This is a genomic window from Rhizobium grahamii CCGE 502 (genome assembly GCF_000298315.2).
In the GTDB taxonomy this organism is placed as follows: Bacteria; Pseudomonadota; Alphaproteobacteria; order Rhizobiales; family Rhizobiaceae; genus Rhizobium; species Rhizobium grahamii.
This window is the reverse complement of sequence record NZ_AEYE02000008.1, coordinates 293,579-320,380: the sequence shown is the minus strand read 5'-3', so window position 1 is coordinate 320,380 and position 26,802 is coordinate 293,579. Positions and strand designations below refer to the sequence as shown.

Sequence of the window (26,802 nt, the reverse complement as noted above, 5' to 3'; positions counted from 1 at the left end):
GAATGCTTCCTGTGAACGAAATGGATGACCCCGGCGAACCGGTTTAGTGCCGCCGTTTAAGGCTTTCGGGGAAATTGCGCAAGACCTAATTGCGGACCGAATTCCTAGCCCGATTCCCCGTATGCCGGCGCATATGGGAAGCGGGCATGCATTCGGCAATATCTACTGCAGATGGCAGTGAGGAGATATTCGCGAAGAGCGGGCGCAGCGCAGCCAAGGATATGATACTACTTCATTTGCCGTTCTGGCGGGGAAGCACTATCTGGAGATTGGGCATGGAACCTAAGGAAATTGCGAAACGATCCGCAGGCAACTTTCTGATCTTTGCAGGCTGCGCATTCATCTTGTGGATTCTTGCGGCTTCGATTGACTGGGTCGCACAGGTACTGCGGCTGTCCTCGCCTGAGCGTCTTCCGGCCCTGGCAACCTCTATCGTCAACTCATCAACACTGCAGGCAATCGTTGCCATATGGCTGCTCACCGCCGCATTCGCGATCGCCTTCCCAAAGATGCTGACGCCGCTTTCGGCCACCACAGCCCTGATGTTCGACGTGGGATACGGCATCCTCGGCGCTCTGGCCGGCTTCGGCATCGCCATCGGTCTCTTCGGCGGCGGCTGGTCGATCCTGCTGCGCGCGGTCATCTACAGCGCGATCATCGCCATCGGCTTCATTGCCGTCCGCATGTGGCTTTCAAGGGAAGACCTGAGCGCCGACGGACAGAGGCGCTGGACGATTGCCGGCGTTATCGCGCTGGCCTCGCCATTTGTACTGCTCTGGGGCTAGCGGCGCTCGCAACGGCGCGTCGCGCGCAAATACGTCCAATGACTATCAAGACTTTGGGAGATCTGGAGCGGGTAGCGGGAATCGAACCCGCGTATTCAGCTTGGAAGGCTGCTGCTCTACCATTGAGCTATACCCGCGGGGTGGTATCCGATCCAATGACGAATGGTGGAGAGAGTTGGATTTGAACCAACGTAGGCTGAGCCAACGGATTTACAGTCCGTCCCCTTTAACCACTCGGGCATCTCTCCAGTTTTTTTCGTCCGGATCGTGAGACCAAGCTCGTCAGACTTTCGAAGCGTTGCCGCCCCTCGGTCTGCGCCGCGTATATGACCGGACGATTTCCGCATGTCAACACGATGACGATGGAAAAAATGTGAAAAATTTCATCGACCGCGGAAAGCCGGGCTCCTGAAAGAAATCCTATGCGGAAAGAAGCGCCCTCGCTATAAAGCCGCATGAGCAAAGACAAGAAAACCGGTGGCAAGCCCACTGACGAGAAGTCCGCCAAGGACACGCATTACGCAACCCTGCGCCGTGCGCATCGCGACAGCAAGCGCGAACGCGGCGAGATTCCGACACCGCCGCCACAGAAACGCCGGCGCGGCGCAGAAGACTGGAAGCCACCGACGCTCGCGCCCGAGCAGGTCTATCTTTACGGTCTTCATACGGTTCGTGCCGCGCTCGACAACAAGGAGCGCAAGAATGTCAAGCTGTCGGTGACACAGAACGCGCTCGCCCGCCTTGAGATCGATGCCGATTCCCTCGGCATCCCCGTTGAGATCGTCGCCCCGCATGATATCGACAAGCTCCTCGGCCCGGATGCAATCCACCAGGGCGTCATGCTGGAAACGCGGCCCCTGCCGGTCCGCCGGCTGGAAGCGCTGAGGGACAGTCCTCTGCTGCTCGTGCTCGACCAGGTAACCGATCCGCACAATGTCGGTGCCATCATGCGCTCCGCAGTGGCCTTCAATGCAGGCGCCGTCATCACCACGCAGCGCCACAGCCCGACCGAATCGGGCGTATTGGCGAAGTCAGCTTCAGGCGCGCTGGAACTCATCCCCTATATCCAAATCACCAACCTTGCGGACGCGCTCGGCGAACTACACAAGCTCGGCTTCTTCACGATCGGCCTTGATTCGGAGGGCCCGGCTCCGCTCGAGGGTACATTCTCGGGTGACAAGGTGGCGTTGGTATTGGGCTCCGAAGGCAAGGGGCTGAGGCAAAAGACGCGCGAAACCGTGAGCGCACTTGCGCGGTTAGACATGCCAGGCGCCATCAAATCTTTAAATGTCTCGAATGCAGCGGCGATCGCGCTCTATGCGGCGCGGCTGCATCTGAAAGCATGATGCGATAGCGGCGGAGCGGCGAAGGTAGCGCCGTGTCCAGCTCGATCGGTCCGCTTCGCTGACAGTGACCGCGAGTGCGCGCGACTTTCGGCTTGTCACCGACCGGAGAATGCGCGACGGCCGAGGAGAGGTGGCAAATCATTGCGCCTGATCAGAAAAACCTCCCTCGCCTCGGATTTGACTCTGCCGTCCTCTATAGCTTCCCGCACTTGAACAGGAGGAACGTATTCCATATGGCTGTCCGCTCCCTCATTGTCGGCACTCTCTTCGTCGCTGCATTCGTCGCCCTCATCCTCAGCATTGCTTGGATCGACAAGTCGCAACCAATCCACCAACCCGCTCCGCTTGCACCGGCGCCCGAGCGCCCTATTCCTGCGCCCGCAGAGTAATTGCCGGATTGATCGCCGCGGAACCGCAGATCGATCTCCGGCGTTTGCCACGCACGATTTTCAAGGAGAGACACGTGCGGGTGATGATCGCTGTCATTGTTTTGATGATTGCCTCCGTTCTGAGCATCGTCGTCCTGACGCCCTCAGGAGCTGGACAAAGCCCCGGCGCCAAGCTGCAGGCCAGCGTGCGACAGACAGATCAGAATTAAAGCTGCAAAAGCGCCGCCGCCTCGTGGACAGGGAACAACTATGCTCTATCAGAGAAGGATGGTGCCCCCGGCAGGGTTCGAACCCGCGACCCCCTGATTACAAATCAGGTGCTCTACCAACTGAGCTACAAGGGCAACGCCTGCCAAGTACCAGATTCTGCCGTCCTGTAAAGAAGAAATCGGCGCCATCCTCATTTCATCGGCGCGGTGTCACCATGAGTGTTGACGTCTGAACGCGCGCGGGCGCTCCGGCGAACGGCTAGTGACATAAAACGCCTTGTCGGGCGGGCTTGCAATCATTTAGCTAGGCCGAGATCAGAAAAGGGAACTCCATGGGCCGTTCATTTCAGACGCTTTCCTTCCTTGCCTCCTCGGCGACCGAGGCGCTGGCAGCGCGGGAAGAACTGGTTCGCATTTATGGCGACGTGTCCCCCGACGAGTCCGACGTTATCGTCGCCCTTGGTGGCGACGGCTTCATGCTGCAGACGCTGCACGGTACAATGAACTCGGGCAAGCTTGTTTACGGCATGAATCGCGGTTCGGTCGGCTTCCTGATGAACGAATACCGAACGGAAAGACTTCAGGATCGAATCTGTGCGGCCGTCGAAAACGCATTTCACCCGTTGCAGATGACGACCGCGAATTCGGACGGCTCGAATTCAACAGCACTTGCCATCAACGAAGTGTCATTGTTCCGTCAGTCTTACCAGGCCGCCAAGCTTCGGGTTGAGGTCGATGGCGTCGTTCGCCTTGACGAGCTCATCTGTGACGGCCTGATGGTGGCAACGCCAGCGGGTTCGACGGCGTACAACCTCTCCGCCCATGGCCCGATCCTGCCGCTTGACGCGCCGCTGCTGGCGATGACCCCCGTCAGCGCGTTTCGGCCGCGGCGTTGGCGCGGTGCGCTTTTGCCGAACAAGGTGACGGTCGATATCCATATTCTCGAGGCGGAGAAGCGCCCGGTGAACGCAGTTGCCGACAATACCGAAGTGAAATCGGTGCTTCACATTCGCATCGCTCAGTCGGAACATACCACGGCACGCATTCTTTCCGATCCTGATCGCTCATGGTCCGATCGTATTCTTGCCGAACAGTTTGAGGACTGAGAGATGGGGCTGCGACCAACGACGCTTTGTGCATTGCTGCTCACAGTATCCTCGCTCTACGCTCAACCCGCGGCGGCGGATGATCCGATCCTGCCGGCTTCGATCATATTTGCGACCAGCACGGGTTACTGGGAAGACGACGGCACCGCGCCTGCCGTTCAGCGGGTACCGTCAGCACCTCAGCCGACGGCATCAAGTCCCGCGACAGCCAAGCCGCGCCATGGTTACTACAAACTGTTTGCGGTCCGGCAATCCGACCGCACGGCCAAGATCTACCTACAACAGATCGAGCAAGGGGACGGCGCGCCGGCGATCGCCTCGACGGTTGAATTGCAAGAACTCAACGAGCTAAAGCCATATGTCACCGACATCCGGCCAGAAAACTCCTCCGGAATGCTCAAGGAGCCCGGCCTTTTCGCAATGGTCTATCTGAAGACCGATCCGGATGCGGAATCGGAGACCTGGACGGTCGTCATCGACGAATTTGGTGAGGTCACTGTCGGGAAGGCAAGCAACTAACACTTTGCCGCTGAACGTCGCGGCCCCCCAAGCCAACTGGCTTTGCCGATGAAAAAGGCCTCTTTCGAGGCCTTCTCAAATCCGCTTAAGGGTAATCAGTCAACGTCGTCGACGACCGCGTCCGGCTTGCCGCTGATGCGGTGCGCAAGAGCTGCTTCCATGAACTCGTCGAGTTCACCGTCCAACACGTCGCCTGGTGCTGTGCTTGCCACGCCGGTGCGCAGGTCCTTGACCAACTGATATGGTTGCAAGACGTACGAACGGATCTGGTGTCCCCAGCCAATGTCGGTCTTGGACGCCGCTTCTGCGTTTGCCGCTTCTTCGCGCTTCTTCAACTCCGCCTCGTACATGCGGGCACGCAGCATGTCCCAGGCCTTGGCGCGGTTCTTGTGCTGCGAGCGCTCCTGCTGGCAGGCGACGACGATACCGGTCGGAATGTGCGTGATACGCACGGCCGAGTCGGTCGTGTTAACGTGCTGACCACCCGCTCCCGATGAACGGTAGGTATCGATGCGGCAATCGCTTTCATTGATCTCGATGTTGATCGAGTCGTCGACCACCGGATAAACCCAGATCGACGAGAAGGAGGTGTGGCGACGCGCATTGCTGTCATAGGGCGAGATGCGCACGAGGCGGTGAACGCCCGACTCGGTCTTCAGCCAACCATAGGCGTTGTGACCCTTCACCAGCAGCGTTGCGGACTTGATGCCCGCTTCTTCGCCGTCGTGGACTTCGAGAAGCTCAACCTTGAACTTCGAACGCTCGGCCCAGCGCGTGTACATGCGCAGAAGCATGTTGGCCCAGTCCTGGCTTTCCGTGCCGCCTGCGCCGGAATGAACTTCCAGATAGCTGTCGTTGCTGTCGGCTTCGCCCGAAAGCATCGCTTCGACCTGACGCCGGGCAGCCTCGGCCTTCAATCCCTTGAGGGCATCTTCGGCGTCCTTGACGACGCTTTCGTCGCCCTCTTCCTCACCCATCTCGATGAGCTCGATATTGTCGGTCAGCTCCTGCTCGAGCTGCTTCACGCCATTGATTCCGTCATCCAGCTGCTGGCGTTCGCGCATCAGCTTCTGTGCTTCCTGCGCATCGTTCCAGAGGGTCGGATCCTCTGCCTTGTTGTTCAACCAGTCCAGTCGTCTTACCGCCTGGTCCCAGTCAAAGATGCCTCCTCAGCAGGGTGATAGCCTGCTTGGTTTCATCGACCACGTTCTGGATTTCCGCTCGCATTTTCCTGCTTCTTTGCGTTGTTACGAAGGTTGCCCGTCAGATAATTGTGGCGGCCGCGGATGTAAAGAGCCGCAGCCGCCACAAGAGTTCGAGGGAAGACTTAGTAAAGGCCGCCGGCGCCGGACTGAACTGCCTGATTGGCTTGCGGAGAGGTCCGCAGAATCTCTTCAGGTGCCATAGCGTTGTCCATCCCGATGACCGACAGACTGTCGGCAGGACCGGTGCCGGGCTTGAAGGCTTCGATAATTGTATTCGGATCACCCTGCGCGGCTGCCATCCCGGTCTTGCGGTCGATTGGGATGAGGTTCATCCCGGCAGGAATAACGAATTTCGACTCAGGCATGTCCTTGACGGCCGTCTGCATGAATTCATTGAAGATCGGCGCCGATAGCGAGCCGCCGGTGCCGCCACGACCAAGTGTCGAAGGCGAGTCGAAGCCGATGTAGAGGCCGGCGACGAGGTCCGGGGTGAATCCGACGAACCACGCGTCCTTCTCGTCGTTGGTCGTCCCGGTCTTGCCCGCGACATCACGACCGCCGAGATCAATCTTGCCGGCTGCAGTGCCACGCTGGATGACACCCTGCAGCATCGAGGTGATCTGGTATGAGGTCATCGGGTCCAGAACGGTTTCGCGATTGTCGACGACGTTGGGTTCATCCTGATTTTGCCAGTCGCTGGCGTTGCAGCCCTCGCAAACGCGTTCCTCATGCTTGAAGATCGTGCGCCCGTAGCGGTCCTGAATGCGGTCAACCAGTGTCGGCTTGATCTGCTTGCCGCCATTGGCGATGACCGAATAGGCCGACACCATGCGCAGCACCGTCGTCTCGCCGGAACCCAAGGACATGGCGAGAACCGGCATCATGTGATCGTAGATGCCAAAGCGCTCAGCGTATTCGGCAACGACATTCATGCCGAGGTCGTTGGCGAGGCGAACCGTCATGCGGTTGCGCGAGTGCTCGATGGCGAAGCGAAGCGTGTTGGCGCCACCGCCCTCGCCTTCGTAGTTATCTGGCGCCCATACCTGGCCATTGCCCGTCTGGATCGAGAGTGGATCGTCGCTGACGACCGAGGCCGGCGTGTAGCCGTTGTCCATGGCCGCCGCGTATACGAAAGGCTTGAAGGACGATCCCGGCTGGCGCATCGCCTGGGTGGCACGGTTGAATTCCGATTGCGCATAGGAGAAGCCGCCGACCATGGCAAGCACGCGACCCGTTTTCGGATCCATCGCCACCAGGCCGCCCTCGACCTTTGGCGGCTGGCGAAGCCGGTAAGAATTGGAGCCCTCGGCACCCAGCCGCTCGACATAGACGACGTCACCGGCGGAGAGGACCCCTTCGGGCGACTTCGCCGTCTTCCGGCCAGTAGCGGAGCGATATGCCCACTGCAGGTTCTTGGCCTCGATGATCCCGCGCTCGCGCTCGGAAGGAATCTTGCCCGCGCCGTCCTTGGGGGGCTGCAGGCCGATGTCGACGCTGTCGTCCGAGACAGCCAGCACAACAGCCAATTGCCATTCGGGGACATCCGTCAGTGCCGGAATATCGGTAAGCGCCTTGCCCCAATCGGCCGCAGTGTCGATCTGCTTGATCGGACCATGGAAGCCACGGCGCTCGTCATAATTCGTCAGACCATCCTGAAGGGCTTTGCGGGCGAAGACCTGTAGCTCGGGATCAAACGACGTGCGGACTGACAGGCCACCTTCGTACAGCATCTTCTCGCCGTACTGCTCGATCAGCTGGCGACGGACTGCCTCGGCAAAATAGCCAGATGCGAAGAGCGAGGGACCGCTGCTGCGACCGGTGACGCCAAGGGGCTGCTTCTTGGCTTCGGCGCCATCGGACTGGCTGACATAGCCGTTCTCGACCATGCGATCGATGACCCAGTTGCGGCGGGTGACCGCTGCTTCGGGATGACGGAAGGGATGATAATTGGCCGGCCCCTTTGGCAGCGACGCAAGATAGGCCGCATCAGCGATCGTCAGTTCGTTCACCGACTTATTGAAATAGGTGAGCGACGCGCTGGCAATGCCATAGGAGTTCAGACCGAAGAAGATCTCGTTCAGGTACAGTTCGAGGATCTTGTCCTTGCTGTAGGCCTGCTCGATACGGAAGGAGAGGATCGCTTCCTTCGCCTTACGCTCCATCGTCTGCTCGCTGGAAAGCAGGAAGTTCTTGGCGACCTGTTGGGTAATGGTCGAGCCGCCCTGGGTCGGACCGCCGGTCAGATAGGCGACCACTGCGCGGGCAAAGCCGGTCACGTCGATGCCGGGATGCTGATAGAAATTCTTGTCTTCAGCAGACAGGAAGGCAGCCTTGACGCGATCGGGGACTGCCTGGATCGGCAGGAACAGTCTACGCTCCTTGGCGTACTCTGCCATCAGCGCGCCGTTGCCTGCATGGACGCGGGTCGTTACCGGTGGCTCGTAGCTGCTCAGCACTGCGTAGTCCGGAAGATCCTTCGTGACGGTTGCCAAATAAACGGCAACAATAGCCGCTACGCCCAGGAACAGGACGCAAGCCACTCCGAAGAAATATCCAAGAAGTCTAATCATATTTAAGCTACCGGTATCTCAATCATCGATCGGCGCGAGCGTAATAATCGCAGGGATCGGGCATCTTGCACGTTGGGCGACTTACTCCATGAGCGTTTTCGCCACAAGCCAATTCAGTTTCATCGATGGAAACACAAGGCTGAGTAACGGCGTGAATGTGAGTAAAATAGGGCCTTGAAGCGCTATTCCCACATTGAAATCGCGTTACCCCAGCAAGTGTCACATCTGCGCCACGGCCGCAATCAGCCACCATTTGCAACCATCGCCGTGCGGTAGTGTTTGACTGCCTCCGTCAGCAGATCTGCCATCCTTCCCCGCCACGCATCATCAAGCAGGAGTTTTTCGTCGTCCTTGTTAGAAAGGAAGCCCAATTCCAGTAGGACAGACGGGACATCCGGCGCCTGCAGAACGCGGAAACCGGCATGGCGATGAGGATTGTTGATTGTCCCCACCTGATCCTTGAAGGACGTGAGTACACTCTCCGCCAAGGAAATCGAAAAAGCCTGTGTTTCGCGGCGCGTCAGATCCAGGAGAATATCCGCGACCTCAGGAGGTTCGGCCACGGTCTCCTTGCCGGCAATCTGGTCTGAAAGATTTTCGCGGTCGGCGAGATCGGCTGCAAGCTTGTCCGAGGCCTTGTCGGAAATCGTGTAGACCGTCGCGCCGCGAATGTCCTTCTGCTTCAAGGTATCAGCGTGCATCGAAATGAACAGCCCTGCGTGGTTTTGGCGGGCAATCTCCACGCGCTCGGATAGCGACAGGAACGAGTCGTCACTTCTGGTCAGAAACGCCTTGATGCCAGTCTCCCGATTCAGTCGATCGGCCAGTGCCTTGGCAAAAGCGAGCGTTACGTCTTTCTCTTGCGTCTTGGTATCGACGCCAATTGCGCCGGTATCGATCCCTCCGTGACCGGCATCGACAGCGATAATGAAATCGCCGCTAACCGGCTTCTCAGGCGCCGGAATTGCGCCTGTAGTCGGTTGGGGCGAAGGATCGCTCCATGATTGAGCCTTGACGAGGTCAGCGAACTTGTCCTTGTCCGTCATCGCGGCATCGAGGATCAGGCGATGCCCCTTGCCATCTTCATCCGCCTGGACCTTGGCCATTTCCAGCTTCACTGGCTTTTTGGCCGTCAGCACGATGCGGGCGCTGTCCTCATCCATCTTTCCGTAACGGATGTCCTTGAAAAGGCCCCTCGCCTCGAGATCGCCCGCCGGGAAGCCGAAAGCTGTCGCCGGAAGATCGATCACCACGCGTTCGGGATTGGCGATGTAATGGATCGAAAAATCCGGGGCGCGATCGAAGTCGATAACAATGCGAGTCCGGGCGTCATCGCCGATGATGCGGGCGCCATAGGCGAGCAGTGGATCGACCTTTGTCATCTCGCTTGCTCGTGCCGGTGGAGGAAATGCAAAGGCCATTGCGGCCGCGACAACGGCCACCGCGCCAGCAAAACTCGTTTTCCGCCATCCGGATATCACCGACGCGGATCGTACCCTCTTAAACAATCGACCGCCACACCTTAAATATCATTCCGATCAAGTTCTCCCGGTAAACGCGAATTCGCCGGTATCGGCGCCGTTCGCGGCCATGGAGCCGAATCGGCGCCCTTAATCCCCGATTTTGTATGCCTTCCAAAATCCATCAATATTATGGCACATTTGGCTTTTCCCTTGCTATTGTGACAGAGAAAACATACAAGGATTTTTAGGGTAGAAGTGCTGACGGGATAGAGTCGCCTGCACGGCAGCCAAACCGCAAGGGAACTGGCGCCACAACCGGCAATCGTCCGCCGTCTTATGTGTTTCCACTCGAAATTGGATCCTGAATTTTCCTGCGTATGCGGGAACTTCATCGGTGGGATAGCCACCAACCGCTCTTTACAGAGAGAGCAAACTCATCGGACCTGAACAAGGTCTTAGTTTTGTTGATCTCGCTTGGTCTTTGATGGTGTCGCAGCAGGTTTTATCTGAAGTCTACAGGCCCCGGGAGAACGTCTCCCCCGCTGCTGTCTGGCTGCTGCTTTCCACACCGCACCAATCGCGACTTTCATTATCCGGCGCTGCAACGACGAGCCGCACTTCCTCTGTCTCTTCGACACTGGGGGATGCCGACGTTCGGCCGCGCCGAGGAGCACACCTTACATGGCAGACAAGATGCTTATCGACGCGTCTCACGAGGAAGAGACGCGCGTTGTTGTCGTTCGCGGAAACCGCATAGAAGAATTTGACTTCGAGTCACAGCACAAGAAGCAAATCCGCGGCAACATCTACCTCGCAAAGGTAACGAGGGTTGAACCCTCGCTGCAGGCCGCCTTCGTTGATTACGGCGGCAACCGGCACGGCTTCCTGGCCTTTGCCGAAATCCACCCCGACTACTACCAGATCCCGCTTGCCGATCGTCAGGCCCTGCTTCGCGCCGAAGCCGAAGAGCACCGCCGCGACGACGACGTCGAACATGTCGAGACGGCGCCGGTCGATCTCTCCACTCAGGAACAGCCTGACGTTGGCGTCGCAGCGGCGGTCGCCGAAACGCCGGCAGCCGAAGCAGCTACTGAAGTAGACCCTGCCGCAGCAACCGAGACGGTCGAGGCCGTTGCGGAAGTTGCCGAGGAAGCACCAGCCAAGAAGGCAAAGCCCCGCCGCAGCCGCAAGAAGGCAGCGCCTGCGGTTGAAGCGCCTGCAAGCGACGAGCCTGCGAGCGAAGCGGCCGCCGACAACGACGACGAAGGTTCCTCTGGTAACCAGATGGCCGCGATGGTCGAAACCGACTCGATCTCCGAAGAGGTCGACGCCCGCCGTCGCAGCGACGATGACGATGACGACGATCACGACCACGAAGAGGAAGTGATCGAATCTGTCGGCGCCGAAGACGCCATGGAAGAAGTCCCGGATCGCGTCCAGCGCAAGCCGCGCAAGCAGTATCGCATCCAAGAAGTCATCAAGCGCCGCCAGATCCTGCTGGTGCAGGTGGCGAAGGAAGAGCGTGGCAACAAGGGTGCTGCCCTGACGACCTATCTGTCGCTGGCCGGTCGTTACTCCGTCCTCATGCCGAACACGGCGCGTGGCGGCGGCATCTCCCGCAAGATCACCAATCCGCAGGATCGCAAGCGCCTGAAAGAAATCGCGCGTATGCTCGAAGTGCCGCAGGGCATGGGCGTCATCCTGCGCACCGCCGGTGCAAACCGCACCAAGGTCGAGGTCAAGCGCGACTTCGAATACCTGATGCGCTTATGGGAAAACGTCCGAACCCTGACGCTGCAATCAACCGCTCCCTGCCTCGTCTACGAGGAAGGCTCGCTCATCAAGCGCTCGATCCGCGATCTCTACAACAAGGATATCAGCGAGATCATCGTTGCCGGCGAAGAAGGTTATCGTGAAGCGAAAGACTTCATGAAGATGCTGATGCCGAGCCACGCCAAGGTGGTTCAGCCGTACCGCGACATCCACCCGATCTTCTCGCGTTCTGGTATCGAGGCGCAGCTCGATCGCATGCTGCAGCCACAGGTGACCCTGAAGTCCGGCGGCTATCTGATCATGAACCAGACGGAAGCGCTGGTTTCGATCGACGTCAACTCCGGCCGTTCAACGCGCGAGCACTCGATCGAAGATACCGCGCTCCAGACGAACCTCGAAGCAGCAGAAGAAATCGCCCGCCAGCTTCGCCTGCGCGACCTTGCCGGCCTGATCGTCATCGACTTCATCGACATGGAAGAAAAGCGCAACAACCGCGCTGTCGAGAAGAAGTTGAAGGAATGCCTGAAGAACGACCGTGCCCGCATTCAGGTCGGTCGCATCTCCCACTTCGGCCTTCTGGAAATGTCGCGCCAGCGCATCCGCGCTTCCGTTCTCGAATCGACGACGCAGGTCTGCTCGCATTGCGGCGGCACCGGTCACGTTCGTTCGCAGTCTTCCGTTGCGCTGCACGTCCTGCGCGGCATCGAGGAATACCTGCTGAAGAACACCACGCATGACATCACGGTTCGCACAACGCCTGACATTGCGCTCTACTTGCTCAACCACAAGCGCCAGACGATCGTCGACTACGAAGTCCGCTTCGGCGTCGCAATCATCGTCGATGCAGACGGCTCGGTTGGGTCGCAGCACTTTGCGATCGACCGTGGCGAGCCGGTCGAGAACCCGGTCAAGATCGAGAGCCTGTTCAACTTTGCCGCCATCCCCGATGACGAGGACGACGATATCGTTGTCGAAGTCGACGAGGAGGAAGAAGAAGAACTGGAGGCCAAGCCGGCTGCAGCCGAACGTCCGGCACAGCGCACCGAAGGTGATGGCGAAGGCCGCAAGCGTAAGCGCCGCCGCCGGCGTCGGGGCCGCAACGGTAATGGCGAAGCGGTAGCCGCTGACAACACCTCGGCCGATGCTGAGGAAGAAGGCGACCTGACCGACGGTGATGACGAGGATGAAGGCGACGAGAGCGTTGCTGCCACCTCTGAGGCGCGTGAAGAAGGTGATGAGAGCCAGCGCCGCAAGCGCCGTCGTCGTGGCAAGCGCGGCGGTCGCCGCAACCGCGAGGACGGCGGCGAGCAGGCGGGTTCTGAGGCCGAACTGGCAAGTGACGATGCTGGAGAGGGCGAGACCGAAGTGACCGCCGCCGAAGTCATCGAGGTTGCCGCCGAAGAAGCCGTCGAGGCTCAGCCGGCGATGGCCGCCGTCGAGACGAGCGCGTCGGTTACCGAGGACGTGAAGCCGAAGCGCGCACGTCGCAGCCGCAAGGCATCGCCAGTCGAAGAGCCTGTTGTGGAAGTTGCAGCGGAGACGACACCGGCTGTCGAGGCCGATGTTGAAGTCGAGGCCGCGGCCGCAGACCTCGCAACGCCGGCCGCAGAGGAAGCAAAGCCTGTCCGCGCCAATAGAGAGTCGAACATCTCCTCGTCCGAACCAACGGTTAAGTCGACCCGCGGCGATGCTGCGGAGGGCGAAAGCGACAAGCCGAAGAAAGCTGGCTGGTGGCAGCGCCGCGGTTTTTTCTAAGATGGATATTCGGTAATAAGTAATACGGTCCGGCTGCGGCGACGCAGCCGGATTTTTAATGTCAACCGCGCGCTCGATGCATTGGTTGCGTTATCGCGAGGGAGCATCGTTGGATGCGATATGGCCTTTTGACGGCACAGTTGCGCCCAAGTGTCCGTTTTTTTTGTCGGCAACTGCCGATTTCGTCCGCATGCGGAGCGGCTTCCCATCCACATGATCTATGTCGAATGAATTCGTCTTCTTGACCAGATCGCTCAGCTTCCGTGAGCCATATGTCCGCGGATCGAAGTCCGACGCCAGATTTGCGAGTTGCGCTCCGACTGCACTGAGCGATACCCATCCATCTTTACTCTCCATCTGAGCAATGACCTTCTTGATAACGGGCGTCGCTGCACTCGGCTGGCGGAGCGAGGGCGCTTGCGTTGCCTCAGTACCGTTTGATGGGACCGTGGCCACTAGGTTCTCAGTATAGATAAATCTACGGCAAGCGTGACGGAAACTCTCAGGGGCCTTCTGCGTACCAAACCCGAAAACATCGAGGCCTTGCTCACGGATTCGCGAGGCCAATCGGGTGAAATCGCTGTCCGAGGAAACAAGACAAAACCCATCGAAGCGCCCGGTGTGCAGCAGATCCATGGCATCAATGACAAGCGCAATATCGGAAGCGTTCTTGCCTGTGGTGTATGCGAATTGCTGTTGAGGGATTATCGCATGTCGCACCAGCACGTCGTTCCACGCTTTTGAGCAGGAACTGGCGAAGTCGCCATAAATGCGCCGAACGCTTGCCTCGCCGAGCGTGGCGATCGCTTCGAACAAGCCGGCGGCGATTTTTGCAGAAGTGTTATCAGCATCAATAAGCACGGCAAGTCGCGGCGTACGGCGCTCGGGCATTCATAGCTCCAGTCTCTCGTGATAGACCGGCGCCCAGCATCAACCAGCCGATTACTGCCTGCAACTATTAGTAATAAAGTTGGTAAATGACACGTCGACCGTCACAGATCCTGGCAGCGCGTTTCACTCCCGTTCGGAAATCATGGTCTCTCGCGGATACTCTCCGCAGAAACCCCGCCAGTTGGCGATCGCGAAACCAAAAACCACCAGCGCTCCTGCTTGATGCAGCAGCCCCCAATGAAGCGGGACCTCCAGCAACAAGGTAGCGATTCCAATCGCCGCCTGTATCGTCACCAGTGCAAACAGGACGACGGCGCGCCGAGCATGGGTCGTGGACGGCGCAGCGGTCAGGGCAATGATCATGTTGACAAGCGTCAGCGCAAAAAGGGTGTAGGCGCCCAGTCGATGAACGAACTGCACCGTCTTTGGGTTCTCGAAGAAATTGATCCAGGCCGGTTGCTGTATCAACAGGTCGGAGGGCACGAGGGCACCGTCCATCAACGGCCAAGTATTGTAGGTAAAGCCGGCATCGAGGCCGGCGACGAGTGCGCCGAGGTAGATCTGGAATAGCGCAAACGCCGCGATTGCGCCCGCCCAGACATGCGAGCTCGGCGTGGGCGCCGGGTCGTCGGAATGTGGCGACAGCCCCCGCATGATCCACATGCAGGAGGCGAAGATCAGACAGGCCATCACAAGGTGCGTGGCGAGCCGGTATTGGCTGACGTCGGTCCGGACCGAAAGCCCCGAGGATACCATCCACCAGCCGATCGCGCCCTGTAGACCGCCCAGTATTAGGATCCCGAAGAGAGGCCAGCGCAGCCGTCTCTCCACCCTTCCCGTGATCCAGAAATAAATCAGCGGCAATGCAAAGATGACACCAATGCCGCGCGCGATCAGCCGGTGTGCCCACTCCCACCAAAAGATGCCCTTGAATTCGTCAACGGTCATGCCGCTGTTCATCTGCTCGTACTCGGGAATGCGCTGGTAGAGTTTGAATTCCTCTTCCCATTGGGCGGCGTTCAGAGGCGGAATGACGCCGTGGATGGGCTTCCACTCAGTTATCGACAGGCCCGAATTCGTTAGCCTGGTGGCACCCCCGACGATTACCAGGCAGAACAGTGCCAGGAGCACGAAGCCCAACCAGATGCGGACAGCGCGGCGATTGCCGTCCTGCCGGCGGATCTCGCGCAGGATCTGCTGTTCTGTGCTCAAGTTCGCGATGGCCATGGCTGCTCCTTACTTCCGGCAGTTGATTTGCCTGAGCAGCTCATGCAAAACAAGCCCTGAACCTTTGCGGCATGCCGTCGCGGCAATCCGAACACCACTGCGAAAGATATTTGATGCCAGTCCGCCTCCGCAAATTTATCGGTACGATCCTGATCGTCGTGCTCGTACTCGCCTATGCGGTGCTCGCAAACACGATTGCCGTTGCAACGCTCGGCAACGCGCCGTGGTGGGGGCAACTCCTGTACTTTTTCCTGACCGGCCTGCTGTGGGTGCTCCCCGCCATGGTCATCATCAAATGGATGGCCGGACCGAAGCAGCAGTGAGCTGCCGTTAACGTCAGGATAACCGTGATCCGCGGAAAGGACGGCGCACCGCGGGTCATAAACGAATTGGATGTCTCACCGCCCTATTCTCCGCTGCGGCAAGTCAGACCGGAGAGAGACCGTGCAGGCGCAAACGCTTCCTGTTCCAGATAGAGCGCATCATTCAGCGGAATCCGACGGAGGCGAACTAGAGATCACCGTCTTGGACAGCTTGGCACCACTGGAAGTGCGTTGGCGGGAACTCGATCGCGACAACCTGAATTCCCTGCATCAGGGCATCGACTGGTGCATGTCCTGGGCCAAAGCCCATGCGAACCCGTTGTCGATCGTCTGGGGCAGGCTTGGCGCGGAAACAGCATTCATTCTGCCAGTGGAAATCAACAGGTTTCATGGGTTTCGCACAGCGAGGTTCATCGGTGCCGATCACAGCAATATAAACACCGGTCTTTTTACAACGCGCTTCACAGAACTGGCCAAGGATCTCGAGCCGGAAAAGTTCGCGCGGCTGCTGCGTCACGCGCTGATTGGGCGCGCCGATCTTCTGTTGCTGCAGAACATTCCGCTGGAATGGCGTGGCCGCCGTAATCCCTTGGCGTTGTTGCCGATGGTGCAAAACCAGAACCATGCCTACCAGCTTCCCCTTTTTGAGAATATGGAAGCAACGCTCCAACAGTTGAATGCGAAGGGACGGCGCAAGAAGTTCCGAACCCAACTGAGACGCCTGGAGGCGCTCGGCGGATTCGATTATGTCGCCGGCGGCACAGCGGATGAACAACATAAGTTGCTCGATCGTTTCTTCACACAGAAGAGCGAGCGGTTTCAGGCACTCGGCCTGCCGGACGTGTTTGCAGATCAGGCAACGAAAACCTTCCTGCATAGCGCAATCGACATCCGCGACCGCGAGAACTCCATGGTGGGATTGGAGATGCACGCGATCCGCTTGAAGGGTGAGCGTGATGGCCATCTCGCCGCGATCGCCGGTATTTCGCGCAAGGGAGACCACGTCATCTGCCAGTTCAGCGCGATCGATGAGAATGTGGCGGCAGAGGCAAGCCCCGGCGAGTTCCTATTCTGGCAGATGATCGCCGGTCAGCACGGCAAGGGTGTCAGCCTGTTCGACTTCGGCCTTGGCGACCAGGGCTACAAGCGCTCCTGGGCGCCTGTGGAAACCGAGCACTACGACCTCGTTCTGCCGCTTTCCCTAAGGGGTAGTGTCGGTGGTGTGGTGCATCGAGCGATCACGAGAGGCAAAGCCTTCATCAAGTCTCACGCGAAGATTTACCGCGTTGCACAACGCATACGCCGGGCAATCCGTGTTTGATCAGGCGGCACGCTGTGACAGCGCACTTTCGATAGGCTCGCTACCATCGGACATCAGTACCACACGTTCGTAGCCTGCCGCTTCGAACTCGGTCATGGCCGTGACGAACTCCTGTTCGACGATCTCGGGCATCGACAGGATGATTTCGACGTCCTTGCTTTGCGTCAGGCGTGAAACGCCGGCGACATCAGCGGCGCCGCATTCCACGATCACCAAATCGTAGGCCGAGACCAGAGCGTCCAGAAGAAGCGAGAGACGAGCGGCGCCGCGCATTGCCCGATGCGGATCGCTGATCCCCTGCGGAATGAAGTGTGCGTCAGAGCGACTATCGCCGTGGATCGTGTCCCCAAAGGCCGCATCCCCGCACAGCAAGTCGGTTATGCCAAGCATGCTTCGATCTTCGGCCATTAGGTCGGTCGGCAGGCCAGAGCCTGTCATGTCGACCAGAATGACACGCGAGCCATCCTCCGCCAACTTGCGGGCAAGTGATACGGTCGCCGCGGATCCGTCGTCACCGGTTGGTGAAATGGCAATTGCCAGAGGCGCCCTGCTGCCGCGAAGGTAGTCGGACACAGATGCGATCGAGAACTCGCTCGCCTCGACAACCGGTTCATCCTCTTCCGTTTCGGCCGCCGGCTCATCGTTTGCGGGCGTTGCCAGCAGGCTCGGCGTAGCGATCCGCTTCGGGAGAACACTCGTCGTTGCTGTCGGTTCGTCGGTTTCCTCGCTCGCGTCCTCCTCAGGAGACGGCACCGGACGGAGTGCCCGCCCGCTGAAGAGTTCGGCGAGCATGATCGCGATCGAGGTCATGATAAGAGTCGCCAAGGCAGCGACAATGACGATCGGCACAAGCTTCGGGAAATAGGGGTCGACAGGTTGGATGGCCTTTGACACAACGCGAGCGTCGGCCGGGCTCGAATTCTTGTCGGCACGCGACGCCGCCTCGCGATATCGAGACAGGTAGGTCTCCAAAAGCTGGCGCTGAGCCGCGGCTTCACGCGTCAAGGCGTTGAGACCGACTTCGTCTTCGCCGGCCTGCGCGCTGTTGGCCTTGAGCTTGTCGGCCTGCTGTTCCAGTTCCTTTTGGCGGACGGCGGAGACCTTCGCTTCGTTCTCAATGCTCGCCAGGATTTTCTGCGTTTCCTGCCGGATCTGCGCCTTGATATCCGAAAGCTGGGCGCGAAGGCTCTTCAGACGCGGGTGGTTGTTGAGCAACGATGTCTGCAGGTCTGAGATCTGCGACTGCAGTCCCGACTCCGTGCTCTTCAACCGCTGCATGGACTGAGACGACATGATGTCCTGTAACGTATCGGATGCCTCGCCGGCCGAGAGAGCATTGCGCACCGACTGGGCGCGCGCCTCGGCATTGGCACGATCTCCGCGGACGCGGGTCAGCTCCGCCGAAATATCGTTCAATTGTTGCGTTGGAAAATTCGCCCCACCGTTGGTTGGCAACAGGCCGTGCTCGGCACGATATTCGGCAACCTTTTGCTCGGCGTCATTTACCTTCTGGCGGAGGTTTTGGATCTCTGGTTCCAGCCAGCGTGTTGCCTCGGAGTTCGAGGCTAGTTTCGCGCCGCTCTGGGTCGCAAGGTAGACCGCCGCCATCGCGTTCGGGATCACTGCCGCAAGCTTCGGATCCTTCGACGTGAAGGTGATGCCGATTACGCGCGACCCCGGAACCTGATAGACCTGCAGCCTCTCCGTGAACGCGTCGATCACGCGTTCTTCGGGGGGATTTTCATATGGATTTTTCTTGAGGTGGAGAGCCACTAGAATATCTGTCAGCGCCGAGCCGTTCGCGGCCGCATCGAATTCCGGCAGATCATATAGCTTCTGGCTATTGATGACCTGCTTGATGAGGTCCGCCGACTGGAGTAGCTGCACCTGGCTCGCAATGTTGAGTTCGTCCAACAATGGACCCGCATTGGCATCGGCTGCCTGCGCATTGGCGAAGGCCGGTGCGCGCGGCTCGATCAGGATGCGCGTTTCGCTTCGGTACTTCGGCGAGATCATCTTTGCGCCCGTGAAGGCGATCCCTGCCCCCAACGCGGTGATTGCCAGAACCTTCAGCCTGCGTGCCCAAACGGCGCGGACCAATTGCCCGAGATCGATGTCCACATCCTGATTACCCGATACGCCGGACATGCTTGTACTCCAAGAACAAACGTGGCCGCGAGGGTAAATGACTATAGTAACCCAACGGTTAATGCTTTCTCCCGCATTCCGGCGACACGTCGCTCTCATCGACGCCAAAAAGATCGGCGGTTTTTACCGACCATTAACCCTAACGGATTGATAACGGCTGAGACCGAATTCGTTTTTTCTACGAGCAGACGCGATGCCTTTCGCACAGCCCAAGTTCCTGATGGCTCTGAGCCTCGCCGCCACGACCGCGGTCCTGAGCGGCTGCAACAGCTACAAGCCGGCGCCTCAGGCTTTCAACCAGGCGACGATCCAGCCCTATTCACTGGACAGCGGCGACCGGCTGCGCATTACCGTGTTTGATCAGCCGAGCATGACCAACACCTACACGATCGACCAGGCTGGTTACATCGCCTTCCCGCTTGTTGGCCAGGTGCCGGCTCGCGGGCGGACACTGCAGCAACTTTCGGGCCAGATTGCCCAGAAACTCCGGCAAGGCTACCTGCGCGATCCCGATGTCACGATCGATGTCGACCGCTACCGCTCGATCTTCGTTATGGGGGAAGTCGGCCAGTCCGGCCAATATGCCTACGTCCCCGGGATGACGGTGCAGAACGCCGTCGCCGTTGCTGGCGGCTTCAGCTCACGCGCCAATCAGGGCGCCGTCGACGTGACCCGCAAGATCAACGGGCAGGTACTGACCGGTCGCGTCAACATATCTTCGGCGATCATTGCCGGTGACACGATCTACGTTCGTGAACGACTGTTCTGATTCTCGATGACCGAACAGCGCCCCCTCCGTATCCTCCATTGCTTCAGGTCTCCCGTCGGCGGAATCTTCCGCCATGTCCGCGACCTGGTAATAGAGCACAGCAAGGCGGGACACGAGGTTGGCATCCTCTGCGACAGCTCGACAGGCGGCGCGCACGAAGATCGCCTGTTCGACGAGATTCGTCCCTTTCTGTCGATGGGACTGACGCGCATGCCGATGCGGCGGCACGTCAGCCTCTCCGACGTCGGGGTGATCTGGGATACGTACAAGAACATCAAAAGTTTGCGGCCGGATGTGCTGCACGGTCACGGCGCCAAAGGCGGTGTGCTCGCGCGGCTTGCCGGCTCAGCCCTGCGGGTGAACAGGTATCGCGTAGCCCGCCTCTATACTGCGCATGGCGGGAGCCTGCATTATTCCCGCAGATCGTTCGTCGGGCAATTTGTGCTCCGCATGGAGCGCTTGCAGGAGTATTTCACCGACGCCCTCGTCTTCATCTGCGAATACGAGCGTGATTCCTACACGAAGAAGGTCGGGCGACCGCGAACAGAAACCCGACTGATCTACAATGGGATCGCTGAGCGGGACTTCGAGCTCATCCCGACCCGTTCGGATGCTGTCCACTACATCTATGTCGGCATGCTTCGGGACCTTAAGGGTCCCGATCTCTTTGTGGAAGCCTTCGCGAAAGCCGAGCGCATCCTCGGTCGTCCGCTGTCTGCCGTGATGATCGGCGACGGACCGGATCGCGACAGGTACCGCGATATGATGATCGAGCGTGGCTTGGGCAAGCGGATCAGCATGCTGCCGGCAATGCGCGTTCAACAGGCTTTTGCCATGTCCCAAAATCTCGTTGTGCCGTCTCGGGCGGAAGCCATGCCCTACATCGTGCTCGAGGGCCTGGGTGCCGGCAAGACGATCATTGCCACGCGCGTCGGCGGTATTCCTGAGGCTTTGGGAAAAGACAGCCCCGCCCTTGTCAACCCCGAGGATGCCGACGACCTTGCACGCGTCATGGCGGATGCAATTCGCATCCCCGGCTGGCACGATGCGGCCATGCCCTCGACGGAGCGGGTCAAATCGGTCTTTTCGGCCTCGGTTATGGCCAACCATGTCCTGAAACTGTACCACGACCTGCTCGATTCCGAATCCAAGCAAGCTGTTGCGGTTGCTTCGTAAAAGTTTCTTAGGGGCTTTCTGCTAATGCCGTTTTGACAACCAGCGGCGGTAGCCTCATGAACAAGGCAGAGAAAAGCGATCAGTTTGATCTGGAAGCGCTGCGCAAGCAGGTTTCTGACATCAATCGGCGTGGCGAAGACGCGGATCAGAAGGTTCGGCCGGAGCCGATCAACACCTATGCCCGCCAGATCGCCGAGCAATTCAGGGCCGGAAACCGCTCGCCGGCCATCATCATCGGCCAGCTCCGACTGTTCGAATTTGTGTCGCAGTTTCTGATCGGCTTGCTTGTCTGTCTTCTCTGGCCCGGGGGCGGCGCGGAGACCCTTTCAGCGCGCGCCACCGCCGCCGCTGCTATTGCGGCTTTGCTTGTCTTTGGACTCCAGACTGCTGATACCTATTCCATCCCGGCACTACGCACCCGTATGCGACTGCTCCCCCGCGTCTTTGCGGTGTGGACGTTGGTCTTCGTGATCGGCACGGCAGCCAGTGTGCTCTTTGGAAATGTCGGATGGCTACAGGTGCAGGCTTACATCGCCTGGTTCGTTACCGGTGCAATCTTCCTGCTCGCCGCTCGCTTCCTGATCGCCTATGGCATTCGCAACTGGTCGCGCAACGGCGTCATGGAGCGTCGTGCGGTGATCGTCGGTGGCGGAGAACCGGCAAAGGAGTTGATCCGCGTCCTCGAACAACAAGCCGACAATGACATCCGGATCTGCGGTATTTTCGACGACCGCGGCGAGAAACGGTCACCGATCATGGTCGCCGGCTATCCGAAGCTTGGAACGGTCGCCGAACTCGTCGAGTTCGTCCGCATCACGCGCATCGATATGCTGATCATTTCCCTTCCGCTGAGCGCGGAGGCCCGTATCCTGCAACTGTTGAAAAAGCTCTGGGTGCTACCCGTCGATATCCGGCTGGCCGCCCACGCCAATCGACTGCGTTTCCGTCCCCGCGCCTATTCCCGCATCGGCTCCGTCCCGATGCTCGACATCTTCAACAAACCGATCCGCGACTGGGACTCGGTCGCCAAGCGCTGTTTCGACATTTTCTTTGCACTGCTCGCGTTGGCGTTTCTCTGGCCAATCATGCTGGCAACCGCAATTGCCATCAAGCTGACGTCCAAGGGGCCTGTCTTCTTCAGACAGAAACGCCACGGCTTCAACAACGAGATCATCAACATCTTCAAATTCCGGTCGATGTACGCCGACAAGGGCGATCCCACCGGCCGCGCCGCCGTCACCAAAGGCGATCCGCGCGTCACGCCAGTCGGACGCTTCATCCGCAAGAGTTCGATCGACGAGCTGCCCCAGCTTTTCAACGTGCTGACGGGCGATCTGTCGCTTGTCGGGCCGCGTCCGCATGCCGTGCTTGCCCAGGCGAAGGATCGTCCTTTCGGTGAGGTCGTGGAGGGCTACTTCGCCCGCCATCGTGTGAAGCCAGGCGTCACCGGCTGGGCGCAGATCAATGGCTGGCGGGGAGAGGTCGACCATGACGACAAGATCAAGTTCCGCACGGCCTATGACCTCTACTACATCGAGAACTGGTCGCTGTGGTTCGACCTGAAGATCCTCTTTCTCACGCCTTTCCGGCTGTTCAACACGGAAAACGCCTATTGAGCGCGGTCGAGGCGACACATTCGCGCGTTGCTCAGCCACAGCGGGCGACCCTGCGCCTCATTGGTTCCGCAATGGTCGCCTTCGGGGTCTTTCTCTCAGGCTTCGTTATCAACGAGCCGGCGCCTTACGAACTTTGGATGGCTGCGCTTCTCGGCATATGGTTCATCCTCGGCCTCAGAATTTCGCGTTTCACAGCGCCGCTTCTGGCCCTGCTACTTGCTTTCAACATCGGTGGCATGCTGTCGTTGACGCAGATGAAGGATCTGGGGGCCGGACCGATGTATGTCGCCGTCTCGAGTTTCCTCGCACTGACGGCTATCTTTTATGCGGCAATTGTCGAGGAAAGCCATCGGCGTCTGCCGCTGATCTTCAATGCCTGGGCATTCGCCGCCGTTTTCACGTCACTCCTTGGAATTCTCGGCTACTTTCACGCCTTTCCGGGGGCGGAGGTTTTCACGCTCTACGATCGCGCCAAGGGCGCCTTCCAGGATCCGAACGTCTTTGGTCCGTTCTTGGTCCCGCCGTCGCTCTATCTCGTCCACGGCATTCTTGCCGGCAAGCTGCGAATGGCACCGATCAAGGCCTTCGCGCTGCTGATCCTTGCGCTTGGTGTGTTTCTGTCTTTCTCGCGTGCGGCCTGGGGCCTCTTCCTTCTCGGCATTGTCATTCTAGTCTTCTGTATGCTGCTCAAGGAGCGCAGCGGAGCGTTCCGCCTGCGCATCCTGATCCTGTCTCTCGCCGCAATCATGTTGCTGGTGGCGTCGCTGGTCGTTGCTTTGCAGTTCCCGAAGGTCAATGCGCTCTTCTCGTCGCGAGCCCAGCTGGTACAGCAATATGATGGTGAGCACCTCGGCCGCTTCGATCGTCACCGCATCGGCTTTACGATGATGATGGAGCGCCCCCTCGGCATCGGCCCGCTGGTCTTCGGTACGATGTTTCCGGAGGATGAACATAACATCTGGCTGAAGTCGCTAACGAGCTATGGCTGGCTCGGCTTTGTCAGCTATGTCGCCATGCTCTGCTGCACGATCTATCTCGGATTCAAAAACCTTCTCAGGGATCGTCCCTGGCAGCCGTATTTGATGATCGCCTGGATCGGGGTGCTTGGCCATGCCGCGATCGGCAACGTCATCGACATTGACCACTGGCGGCATGTCTACCTGCTTTTCGGCATCGTGTGGGGTTGCGCGGCGCTGGAGGAGCGCCATAAGCGCAATCCTGCGGGTGCGCGCCGCATATCGGGCTTGCGAACAAGCGACGGCGCGCTAGTCTCTCATCTATGATAACAGCGACTCAAATGCGCGGTGCCCGCGCCATGACCGGAATGAGCATCGAGGAACTGGCAGCCGCATCCGGTCTGCCTGTTGCTACAGTCGAAACGATGGAGCGCGACGAGCAGGACGGCGAGCCGCATGCGCTACTCGCGATCAAGCAAGCGCTTGAGGCGGCAGGCATCATCTTCATTGCCAGTGGCAATCACGACGAAGGTGGACCGGGCGTCAGGCTGAGAGCGCGAACCGGAGCCGATGAGGGTATCCGCCCGGAAAACCTCAACGCTGCAAACGACGACTAGCTCGTCGGTAGTTCAAAACTCCAAATTACAAATAGGCCTTGGCGAGCGCCGCAAGCTTGCGTTGATCCTTGACGCCCTGACGGTAGAGTTGGATCAGAAGCGCACCGATGGCCTCGGCAGCCGAGGTATTTCGCTCGAGCCTCCGGTCTTTGCAGACATCGTCAAGCACCTCGGACAGAAGATCGAGATCGTCCGAGAAAAGCGGCAGGTCACGTGGAAGAACTGGGGATTTGAGCATGAAGCCACGGGTCCCGTCAGGGGCTGTCGATACCAGAAACGTTGTCGTCGGGCGCCCATCCATAGCCGACGATGCGGTCACTATGCGCGCGAGCCGGTGATTTATCAACCGAACATTTCGGCTTGAAACATTTATGTGATGACGCGGGCCAACGCGCTTCTCCCAAAAGCTGCAGCCTCAGTTTTTCAGCCGCTCTGATGCAAGCTCTGACTGGATCGAGCCCTCAATGATGACCCTGGCGGTGACTTTGACGACATAGGCTTCGGCCAAATCGCTCAGTGCCAGCGCAACTTCGTGCTCTGGCCAGCCCGAGGATGTAGCCTTCTCGACAAGTGTCGCAAAGGGCTCAGACAGGGTTTCCCTGCATGTTTCGCTCGTCTCGCGGTTGGCCATCCGTCACCCACCAATGTTTTTGCCGGATGTATATTATCGAAAACTAATATTTTTTCGAGCTACCAAGACAAATTTCTGACAGCAGTAGGTCTGGCAAAGATTGGTAGGCAGTCAGAAGAGCACGGTTGTGCCGCTCGACGCATCATTCTTCTACAAGACTAGCCATGAAATGGAGAGATACCTTCGGGCTTCTGGGGGTGCCGAAGGTTAGTGTAAATGGTCGGGGCGACTGGACTCGAACCAGCGACCCCTTGACCCCCAGTCAAGTGCGCTACCGGGCTGCGCTACGCCCCGACCTGCCGAAACGGCCTGATCCTGTTAGTCTTTTGGGATTTCTGGTGCAAGGGAAAAATCGATCGTCAGGAAATATTACGGAAAGAGCGGCGTGGAAAAGGCCGCCATGCTTGACGCCATTCGTTTCTGACCGCTGTGAAATCGATTTGGGCGGGTCGGAGGTTTGATGCGGCGTCCGATGAAAACAAACTAGCGGAGAGCGTTGTTGCTCGCTCTCCGCTTTCCGTCCTTCGATCATGCGAACCGGATGCCCCAGCCCTCCAGTTCTCCAGCAGCAGAAAAACTGACGCCAGTGGGGAGAAATATAGATTCTAATAGGCGAACGAACATCGGACCTTCGTCTCACGATGTTTCAGACCTCAGGTACCGCAGAGGTCGCTTAGGATTCGAGCGGCAATCCCGCGATCGGGGCGGTTCCTTCGTAGATGAATGGCTTTCGGCATGAGGACTTTGCTGAGGGAGCACGAATTCCCGATGACGCAGCAGAGTCTGGAATTCCGACTCGGACGCAATCGATATACATCGAAATCATGGCTTGCTTTAGCAATTACTTAATCGAATCCTTCATGAGCGAAACCACTAACTTTCCGCGATTCTCTTGGGGGACGACATGAGGAAGATCGTGATGGCTGGGGTACTAGTGCTTAGTTCCTGCGCGGCGGTCACTTCGCGCGACCAACCAATCCCCTACACGCTCTCAGAGGGAGAGACGACTGCCGTTCAGGACGGAACTCGAAAGTTTCTTAAAGATCCCACCACTGCGACGTTCGCCAACATAACGGCAACGCAGACTCAGCCGGGGGTCGTCTCCGTTTGCGGTGTAGTAAACTCCAAAAACAAGGCAGGCGCCTTTACCGGCGGGGAGCCCTTCGCCGGCGTTTTGAGAAACACCAACCCGGCGGGTAGAGCCGGCTTCTCGTTTACTCTCACCGCCCAAGGCAACGCAACGACAAACTTCAACGATTTGTGCCGACAGAACGGCGTCATCATCTGAAGCTCGTCCCTCGAATACATCCGACGGCATTCGTCGGGCAGCTGCCTGCATATGTCCCGTCGAAATCCATAGCGTGACCTAATTCGTTGTTGAGGGTTGCCAGGATCGCTCTCGTTGTGTCTCCTTTGCAGCGTCTCGCCAAAGGCGAGTCGTTGCCACCAGGGGAAATCGGACCATGAAAATGCTACGGGCAATAGCAGTTGCGGTTCTGAGTTCGGCATGCCTAGGTGCGGCACAGCCGCCGTCTGCGACAGGCGATTTTGGCGCCCAGACGCTGGCGTTGATCAATTCCTACAGGACGAGCCGTGGCCTAGCCCCCCTGGCTGCGAATGGCACCTTGAAAGCCTTGGCGCGGCAGCATAGCCAGTATCAGGCAACGCGGCGACACATGAGCCATGACGGCTTTCGCCACAGGTCGGCTCAAGCCAAGGCCGCCGGGCTCAGCATCGTATGTTCAGAGAACGTCGGTAGTGGCCATCTGACGCCGCAGCAGCTGTTTTCTGGATGGAGGCGCTCGCCGGGCCACAACACAAACCTGCTTCGACCTAACCTGCGATACGCAGGAGTGTCGGTGGTCGCAGGCTACTCGACTTTCTTCGCTTGCCAGTAGCGGCACATCGACTTGACCGGTCCGCGAGGCGGAAAACTGCAGCGCGTGGCTCGCTGGTCGAAAAGGCTTGCTCGATCCGCCGCGCGCGAATAAGAGACCTGCGAAACAC

General features: G+C 59.0%; 24 protein-coding genes and 4 tRNA genes. 16 read left to right on the top strand and 12 right to left on the bottom strand.

Features of this window, described 5'->3' with window-relative positions:
• The first annotated feature begins 275 nt into the window (after window positions 1-275).
• A complete protein-coding gene (locus tag RGCCGE502_RS07355) occupies window positions 276-785 on the top strand; it encodes a hypothetical protein (protein ID WP_016553538.1) in 510 nt (169 codons plus the stop codon).
• 63 nt (window positions 786-848) lie between these two features.
• Here RGCCGE502_RS07355 and RGCCGE502_RS07350 read toward each other — a convergent pair.
• Together RGCCGE502_RS07350 and RGCCGE502_RS07345 are read right to left on the bottom strand one after the other, a co-directional pair.
• Window positions 849-922 (bottom strand) — tRNA-Gly (locus RGCCGE502_RS07350).
• Window positions 923-948: 26 nt separating this feature from the next.
• Window positions 949-1,033, bottom strand: a tRNA-Tyr gene (locus tag RGCCGE502_RS07345).
• A gap of 207 nt (window positions 1,034-1,240) precedes the next feature.
• On the opposite strand from RGCCGE502_RS07345, the gene rlmB reads away from it, so the two are divergent.
• The 3 genes from rlmB to RGCCGE502_RS38710 all read left to right on the top strand — a co-directional run bounded on the left by rlmB (window position 1,241) and on the right by RGCCGE502_RS38710 (window position 2,729).
• Complete coding sequence (gene rlmB / locus RGCCGE502_RS07340; protein ID WP_016553537.1) at window positions 1,241-2,131, top strand: 23S rRNA (guanosine(2251)-2'-O)-methyltransferase RlmB; 891 nt, start codon at window positions 1,241-1,243, stop codon at window positions 2,129-2,131.
• A 233-nt stretch (window positions 2,132-2,364) separates the two neighbouring features.
• Entirely contained in the window at window positions 2,365-2,520 is a 156-nt protein-coding gene (locus RGCCGE502_RS37165; RefSeq protein ID WP_016553536.1) for a hypothetical protein, read from the top strand.
• A 74-nt stretch (window positions 2,521-2,594) separates the two neighbouring features.
• A complete protein-coding gene (locus RGCCGE502_RS38710) occupies window positions 2,595-2,729 on the top strand; it encodes a hypothetical protein (protein ID WP_280114292.1) in 135 nt (44 codons plus the stop codon).
• A 59-nt stretch (window positions 2,730-2,788) separates the two neighbouring features.
• Here the strand turns inward: RGCCGE502_RS38710 and RGCCGE502_RS07330 are convergent.
• A tRNA-Thr gene (locus RGCCGE502_RS07330) sits at window positions 2,789-2,864 on the bottom strand.
• Window positions 2,865-3,061: 197 nt separating this feature from the next.
• Between RGCCGE502_RS07330 and RGCCGE502_RS07325 the strand changes: the two genes are divergently transcribed.
• On the top strand, window positions 3,062-3,835 hold the full coding sequence (locus RGCCGE502_RS07325; RefSeq protein ID WP_016553534.1) for an NAD kinase: 774 nt from the start codon (window positions 3,062-3,064) through the stop codon (window positions 3,833-3,835).
• A gap of 3 nt (window positions 3,836-3,838) precedes the next feature.
• Window positions 3,839-4,354, top strand: coding sequence for a hypothetical protein (locus tag RGCCGE502_RS07320; RefSeq protein WP_016553533.1), 516 nt, complete (start codon window positions 3,839-3,841; stop codon window positions 4,352-4,354).
• Window positions 4,355-4,449: 95 nt separating this feature from the next.
• Here the strand turns inward: RGCCGE502_RS07320 and prfB are convergent.
• The 3 genes from prfB to RGCCGE502_RS07305 all read right to left on the bottom strand — a co-directional run bounded on the left by prfB (window position 4,450) and on the right by RGCCGE502_RS07305 (window position 9,637).
• Window positions 4,450-5,581 (bottom strand): peptide chain release factor 2 gene (gene prfB / locus RGCCGE502_RS07315; RefSeq protein ID WP_141652299.1). Its coding sequence is split into 2 segments (ribosomal slippage): window positions 4,450-5,511 and window positions 5,513-5,581, totalling 1,131 coding nucleotides; the frame shifts between segments, so codons are not numbered across the junction.
• A gap of 100 nt (window positions 5,582-5,681) precedes the next feature.
• On the bottom strand, window positions 5,682-8,129 hold the full coding sequence (locus RGCCGE502_RS07310) for a penicillin-binding protein 1A (protein ID WP_016553531.1): 2,448 nt from the start codon (window positions 8,127-8,129) through the stop codon (window positions 5,682-5,684).
• A gap of 242 nt (window positions 8,130-8,371) precedes the next feature.
• Entirely contained in the window at window positions 8,372-9,637 is a 1,266-nt protein-coding gene (locus tag RGCCGE502_RS07305) for an N-acetylmuramoyl-L-alanine amidase (RefSeq protein ID WP_176705678.1), read from the bottom strand.
• 636 nt (window positions 9,638-10,273) lie between these two features.
• Here RGCCGE502_RS07305 and RGCCGE502_RS07300 point away from each other — a divergent pair.
• Complete coding sequence (locus RGCCGE502_RS07300; protein ID WP_016553529.1) at window positions 10,274-13,120, top strand: Rne/Rng family ribonuclease; 2,847 nt, start codon at window positions 10,274-10,276, stop codon at window positions 13,118-13,120.
• Between the two features lie 90 nt (window positions 13,121-13,210).
• On the opposite strand, the gene RGCCGE502_RS07295 is transcribed toward RGCCGE502_RS07300, so the two are convergent.
• Both RGCCGE502_RS07295 and RGCCGE502_RS07290 read right to left on the bottom strand, forming a co-directional pair.
• Window positions 13,211-14,011 (bottom strand): NYN domain-containing protein, encoded by an 801-nt coding sequence (locus tag RGCCGE502_RS07295; RefSeq protein ID WP_016553528.1) that lies wholly within the window; start codon window positions 14,009-14,011, stop codon window positions 13,211-13,213.
• A 123-nt stretch (window positions 14,012-14,134) separates the two neighbouring features.
• Window positions 14,135-15,238: a COX15/CtaA family protein gene (locus RGCCGE502_RS07290; protein WP_016553527.1), complete on the bottom strand. Its 1,104-nt coding sequence runs from the start codon at window positions 15,236-15,238 to the stop codon at window positions 14,135-14,137.
• 113 nt (window positions 15,239-15,351) lie between these two features.
• On the opposite strand from RGCCGE502_RS07290, the gene RGCCGE502_RS07285 reads away from it, so the two are divergent.
• Window positions 15,352-15,561 carry a DUF2842 domain-containing protein gene (locus RGCCGE502_RS07285; protein WP_007801121.1) on the top strand — a complete coding sequence of 70 codons (210 nt, stop codon included), beginning with the start codon at window positions 15,352-15,354 and terminating at the stop codon, window positions 15,559-15,561.
• A 121-nt stretch (window positions 15,562-15,682) separates the two neighbouring features.
• The gene (locus tag RGCCGE502_RS07280) at window positions 15,683-16,882 is read left to right on the top strand and encodes a GNAT family N-acetyltransferase (protein ID WP_016553526.1); all 1,200 of its coding nucleotides are present in this window, start codon (window positions 15,683-15,685) and stop codon (window positions 16,880-16,882) included.
• Here the strand turns inward: RGCCGE502_RS07280 and RGCCGE502_RS07275 are convergent, their stop codons facing one another.
• On the bottom strand, window positions 16,883-19,030 hold the full coding sequence (locus RGCCGE502_RS07275) for a GumC family protein (protein WP_016553525.1): 2,148 nt from the start codon (window positions 19,028-19,030) through the stop codon (window positions 16,883-16,885). It lies immediately after the preceding gene.
• Window positions 19,031-19,223: 193 nt separating this feature from the next.
• On the opposite strand from RGCCGE502_RS07275, the gene RGCCGE502_RS07270 reads away from it, so the two are divergent.
• From RGCCGE502_RS07270 to RGCCGE502_RS07250, 5 genes are read left to right on the top strand one after another with little or no spacing between them, the layout of a single operon-like run.
• Window positions 19,224-19,799 carry a polysaccharide biosynthesis/export family protein gene (locus tag RGCCGE502_RS07270; RefSeq protein WP_016553524.1) on the top strand — a complete coding sequence of 192 codons (576 nt, stop codon included), beginning with the start codon at window positions 19,224-19,226 and terminating at the stop codon, window positions 19,797-19,799.
• A gap of 6 nt (window positions 19,800-19,805) precedes the next feature.
• Window positions 19,806-20,975, top strand: coding sequence for a glycosyltransferase family 4 protein (locus tag RGCCGE502_RS07265; RefSeq protein WP_016553523.1), 1,170 nt, complete (start codon window positions 19,806-19,808; stop codon window positions 20,973-20,975).
• Between the two features lie 56 nt (window positions 20,976-21,031).
• Window positions 21,032-22,591: an undecaprenyl-phosphate glucose phosphotransferase gene (locus RGCCGE502_RS07260; RefSeq protein WP_016553522.1), complete on the top strand. Its 1,560-nt coding sequence runs from the start codon at window positions 21,032-21,034 to the stop codon at window positions 22,589-22,591.
• A complete protein-coding gene (locus RGCCGE502_RS07255; protein ID WP_016553521.1) occupies window positions 22,588-23,874 on the top strand; it encodes an O-antigen ligase family protein in 1,287 nt (428 codons plus the stop codon). The genes RGCCGE502_RS07260 and RGCCGE502_RS07255 overlap by 4 nt, the downstream gene beginning before the upstream one ends.
• The gene (locus RGCCGE502_RS07250; RefSeq protein ID WP_016553520.1) at window positions 23,871-24,164 is read left to right on the top strand and encodes a helix-turn-helix domain-containing protein; all 294 of its coding nucleotides are present in this window, start codon (window positions 23,871-23,873) and stop codon (window positions 24,162-24,164) included. The genes RGCCGE502_RS07255 and RGCCGE502_RS07250 overlap by 4 nt, the downstream gene beginning before the upstream one ends.
• Window positions 24,165-24,189: 25 nt before the next feature.
• Here the strand turns inward: RGCCGE502_RS07250 and RGCCGE502_RS07245 are convergent, their stop codons facing one another.
• The 3 genes from RGCCGE502_RS07245 to RGCCGE502_RS07235 all read right to left on the bottom strand — a co-directional run bounded on the left by RGCCGE502_RS07245 (window position 24,190) and on the right by RGCCGE502_RS07235 (window position 25,089).
• On the bottom strand, window positions 24,190-24,402 hold the full coding sequence (locus RGCCGE502_RS07245) for a hypothetical protein (RefSeq protein WP_019279759.1): 213 nt from the start codon (window positions 24,400-24,402) through the stop codon (window positions 24,190-24,192).
• Window positions 24,403-24,579: 177 nt separating this feature from the next.
• A complete protein-coding gene (locus tag RGCCGE502_RS07240; RefSeq protein WP_016553518.1) occupies window positions 24,580-24,795 on the bottom strand; it encodes a hypothetical protein in 216 nt (71 codons plus the stop codon).
• A gap of 217 nt (window positions 24,796-25,012) precedes the next feature.
• Window positions 25,013-25,089, bottom strand: a tRNA-Pro gene (locus RGCCGE502_RS07235).
• A 610-nt stretch (window positions 25,090-25,699) separates the two neighbouring features.
• On the opposite strand from RGCCGE502_RS07235, the gene RGCCGE502_RS07230 reads away from it, so the two are divergent.
• Window positions 25,700-26,083 (top strand): hypothetical protein, encoded by a 384-nt coding sequence (locus RGCCGE502_RS07230; RefSeq protein ID WP_141652298.1) that lies wholly within the window; start codon window positions 25,700-25,702, stop codon window positions 26,081-26,083.
• A gap of 175 nt (window positions 26,084-26,258) precedes the next feature.
• Window positions 26,259-26,693, top strand: a complete 435-nt coding sequence (locus RGCCGE502_RS07225) for a CAP domain-containing protein (RefSeq protein WP_016553516.1) — start codon at window positions 26,259-26,261, stop codon at window positions 26,691-26,693.
• The last annotated feature ends 109 nt before the right edge of the window (window positions 26,694-26,802 follow it).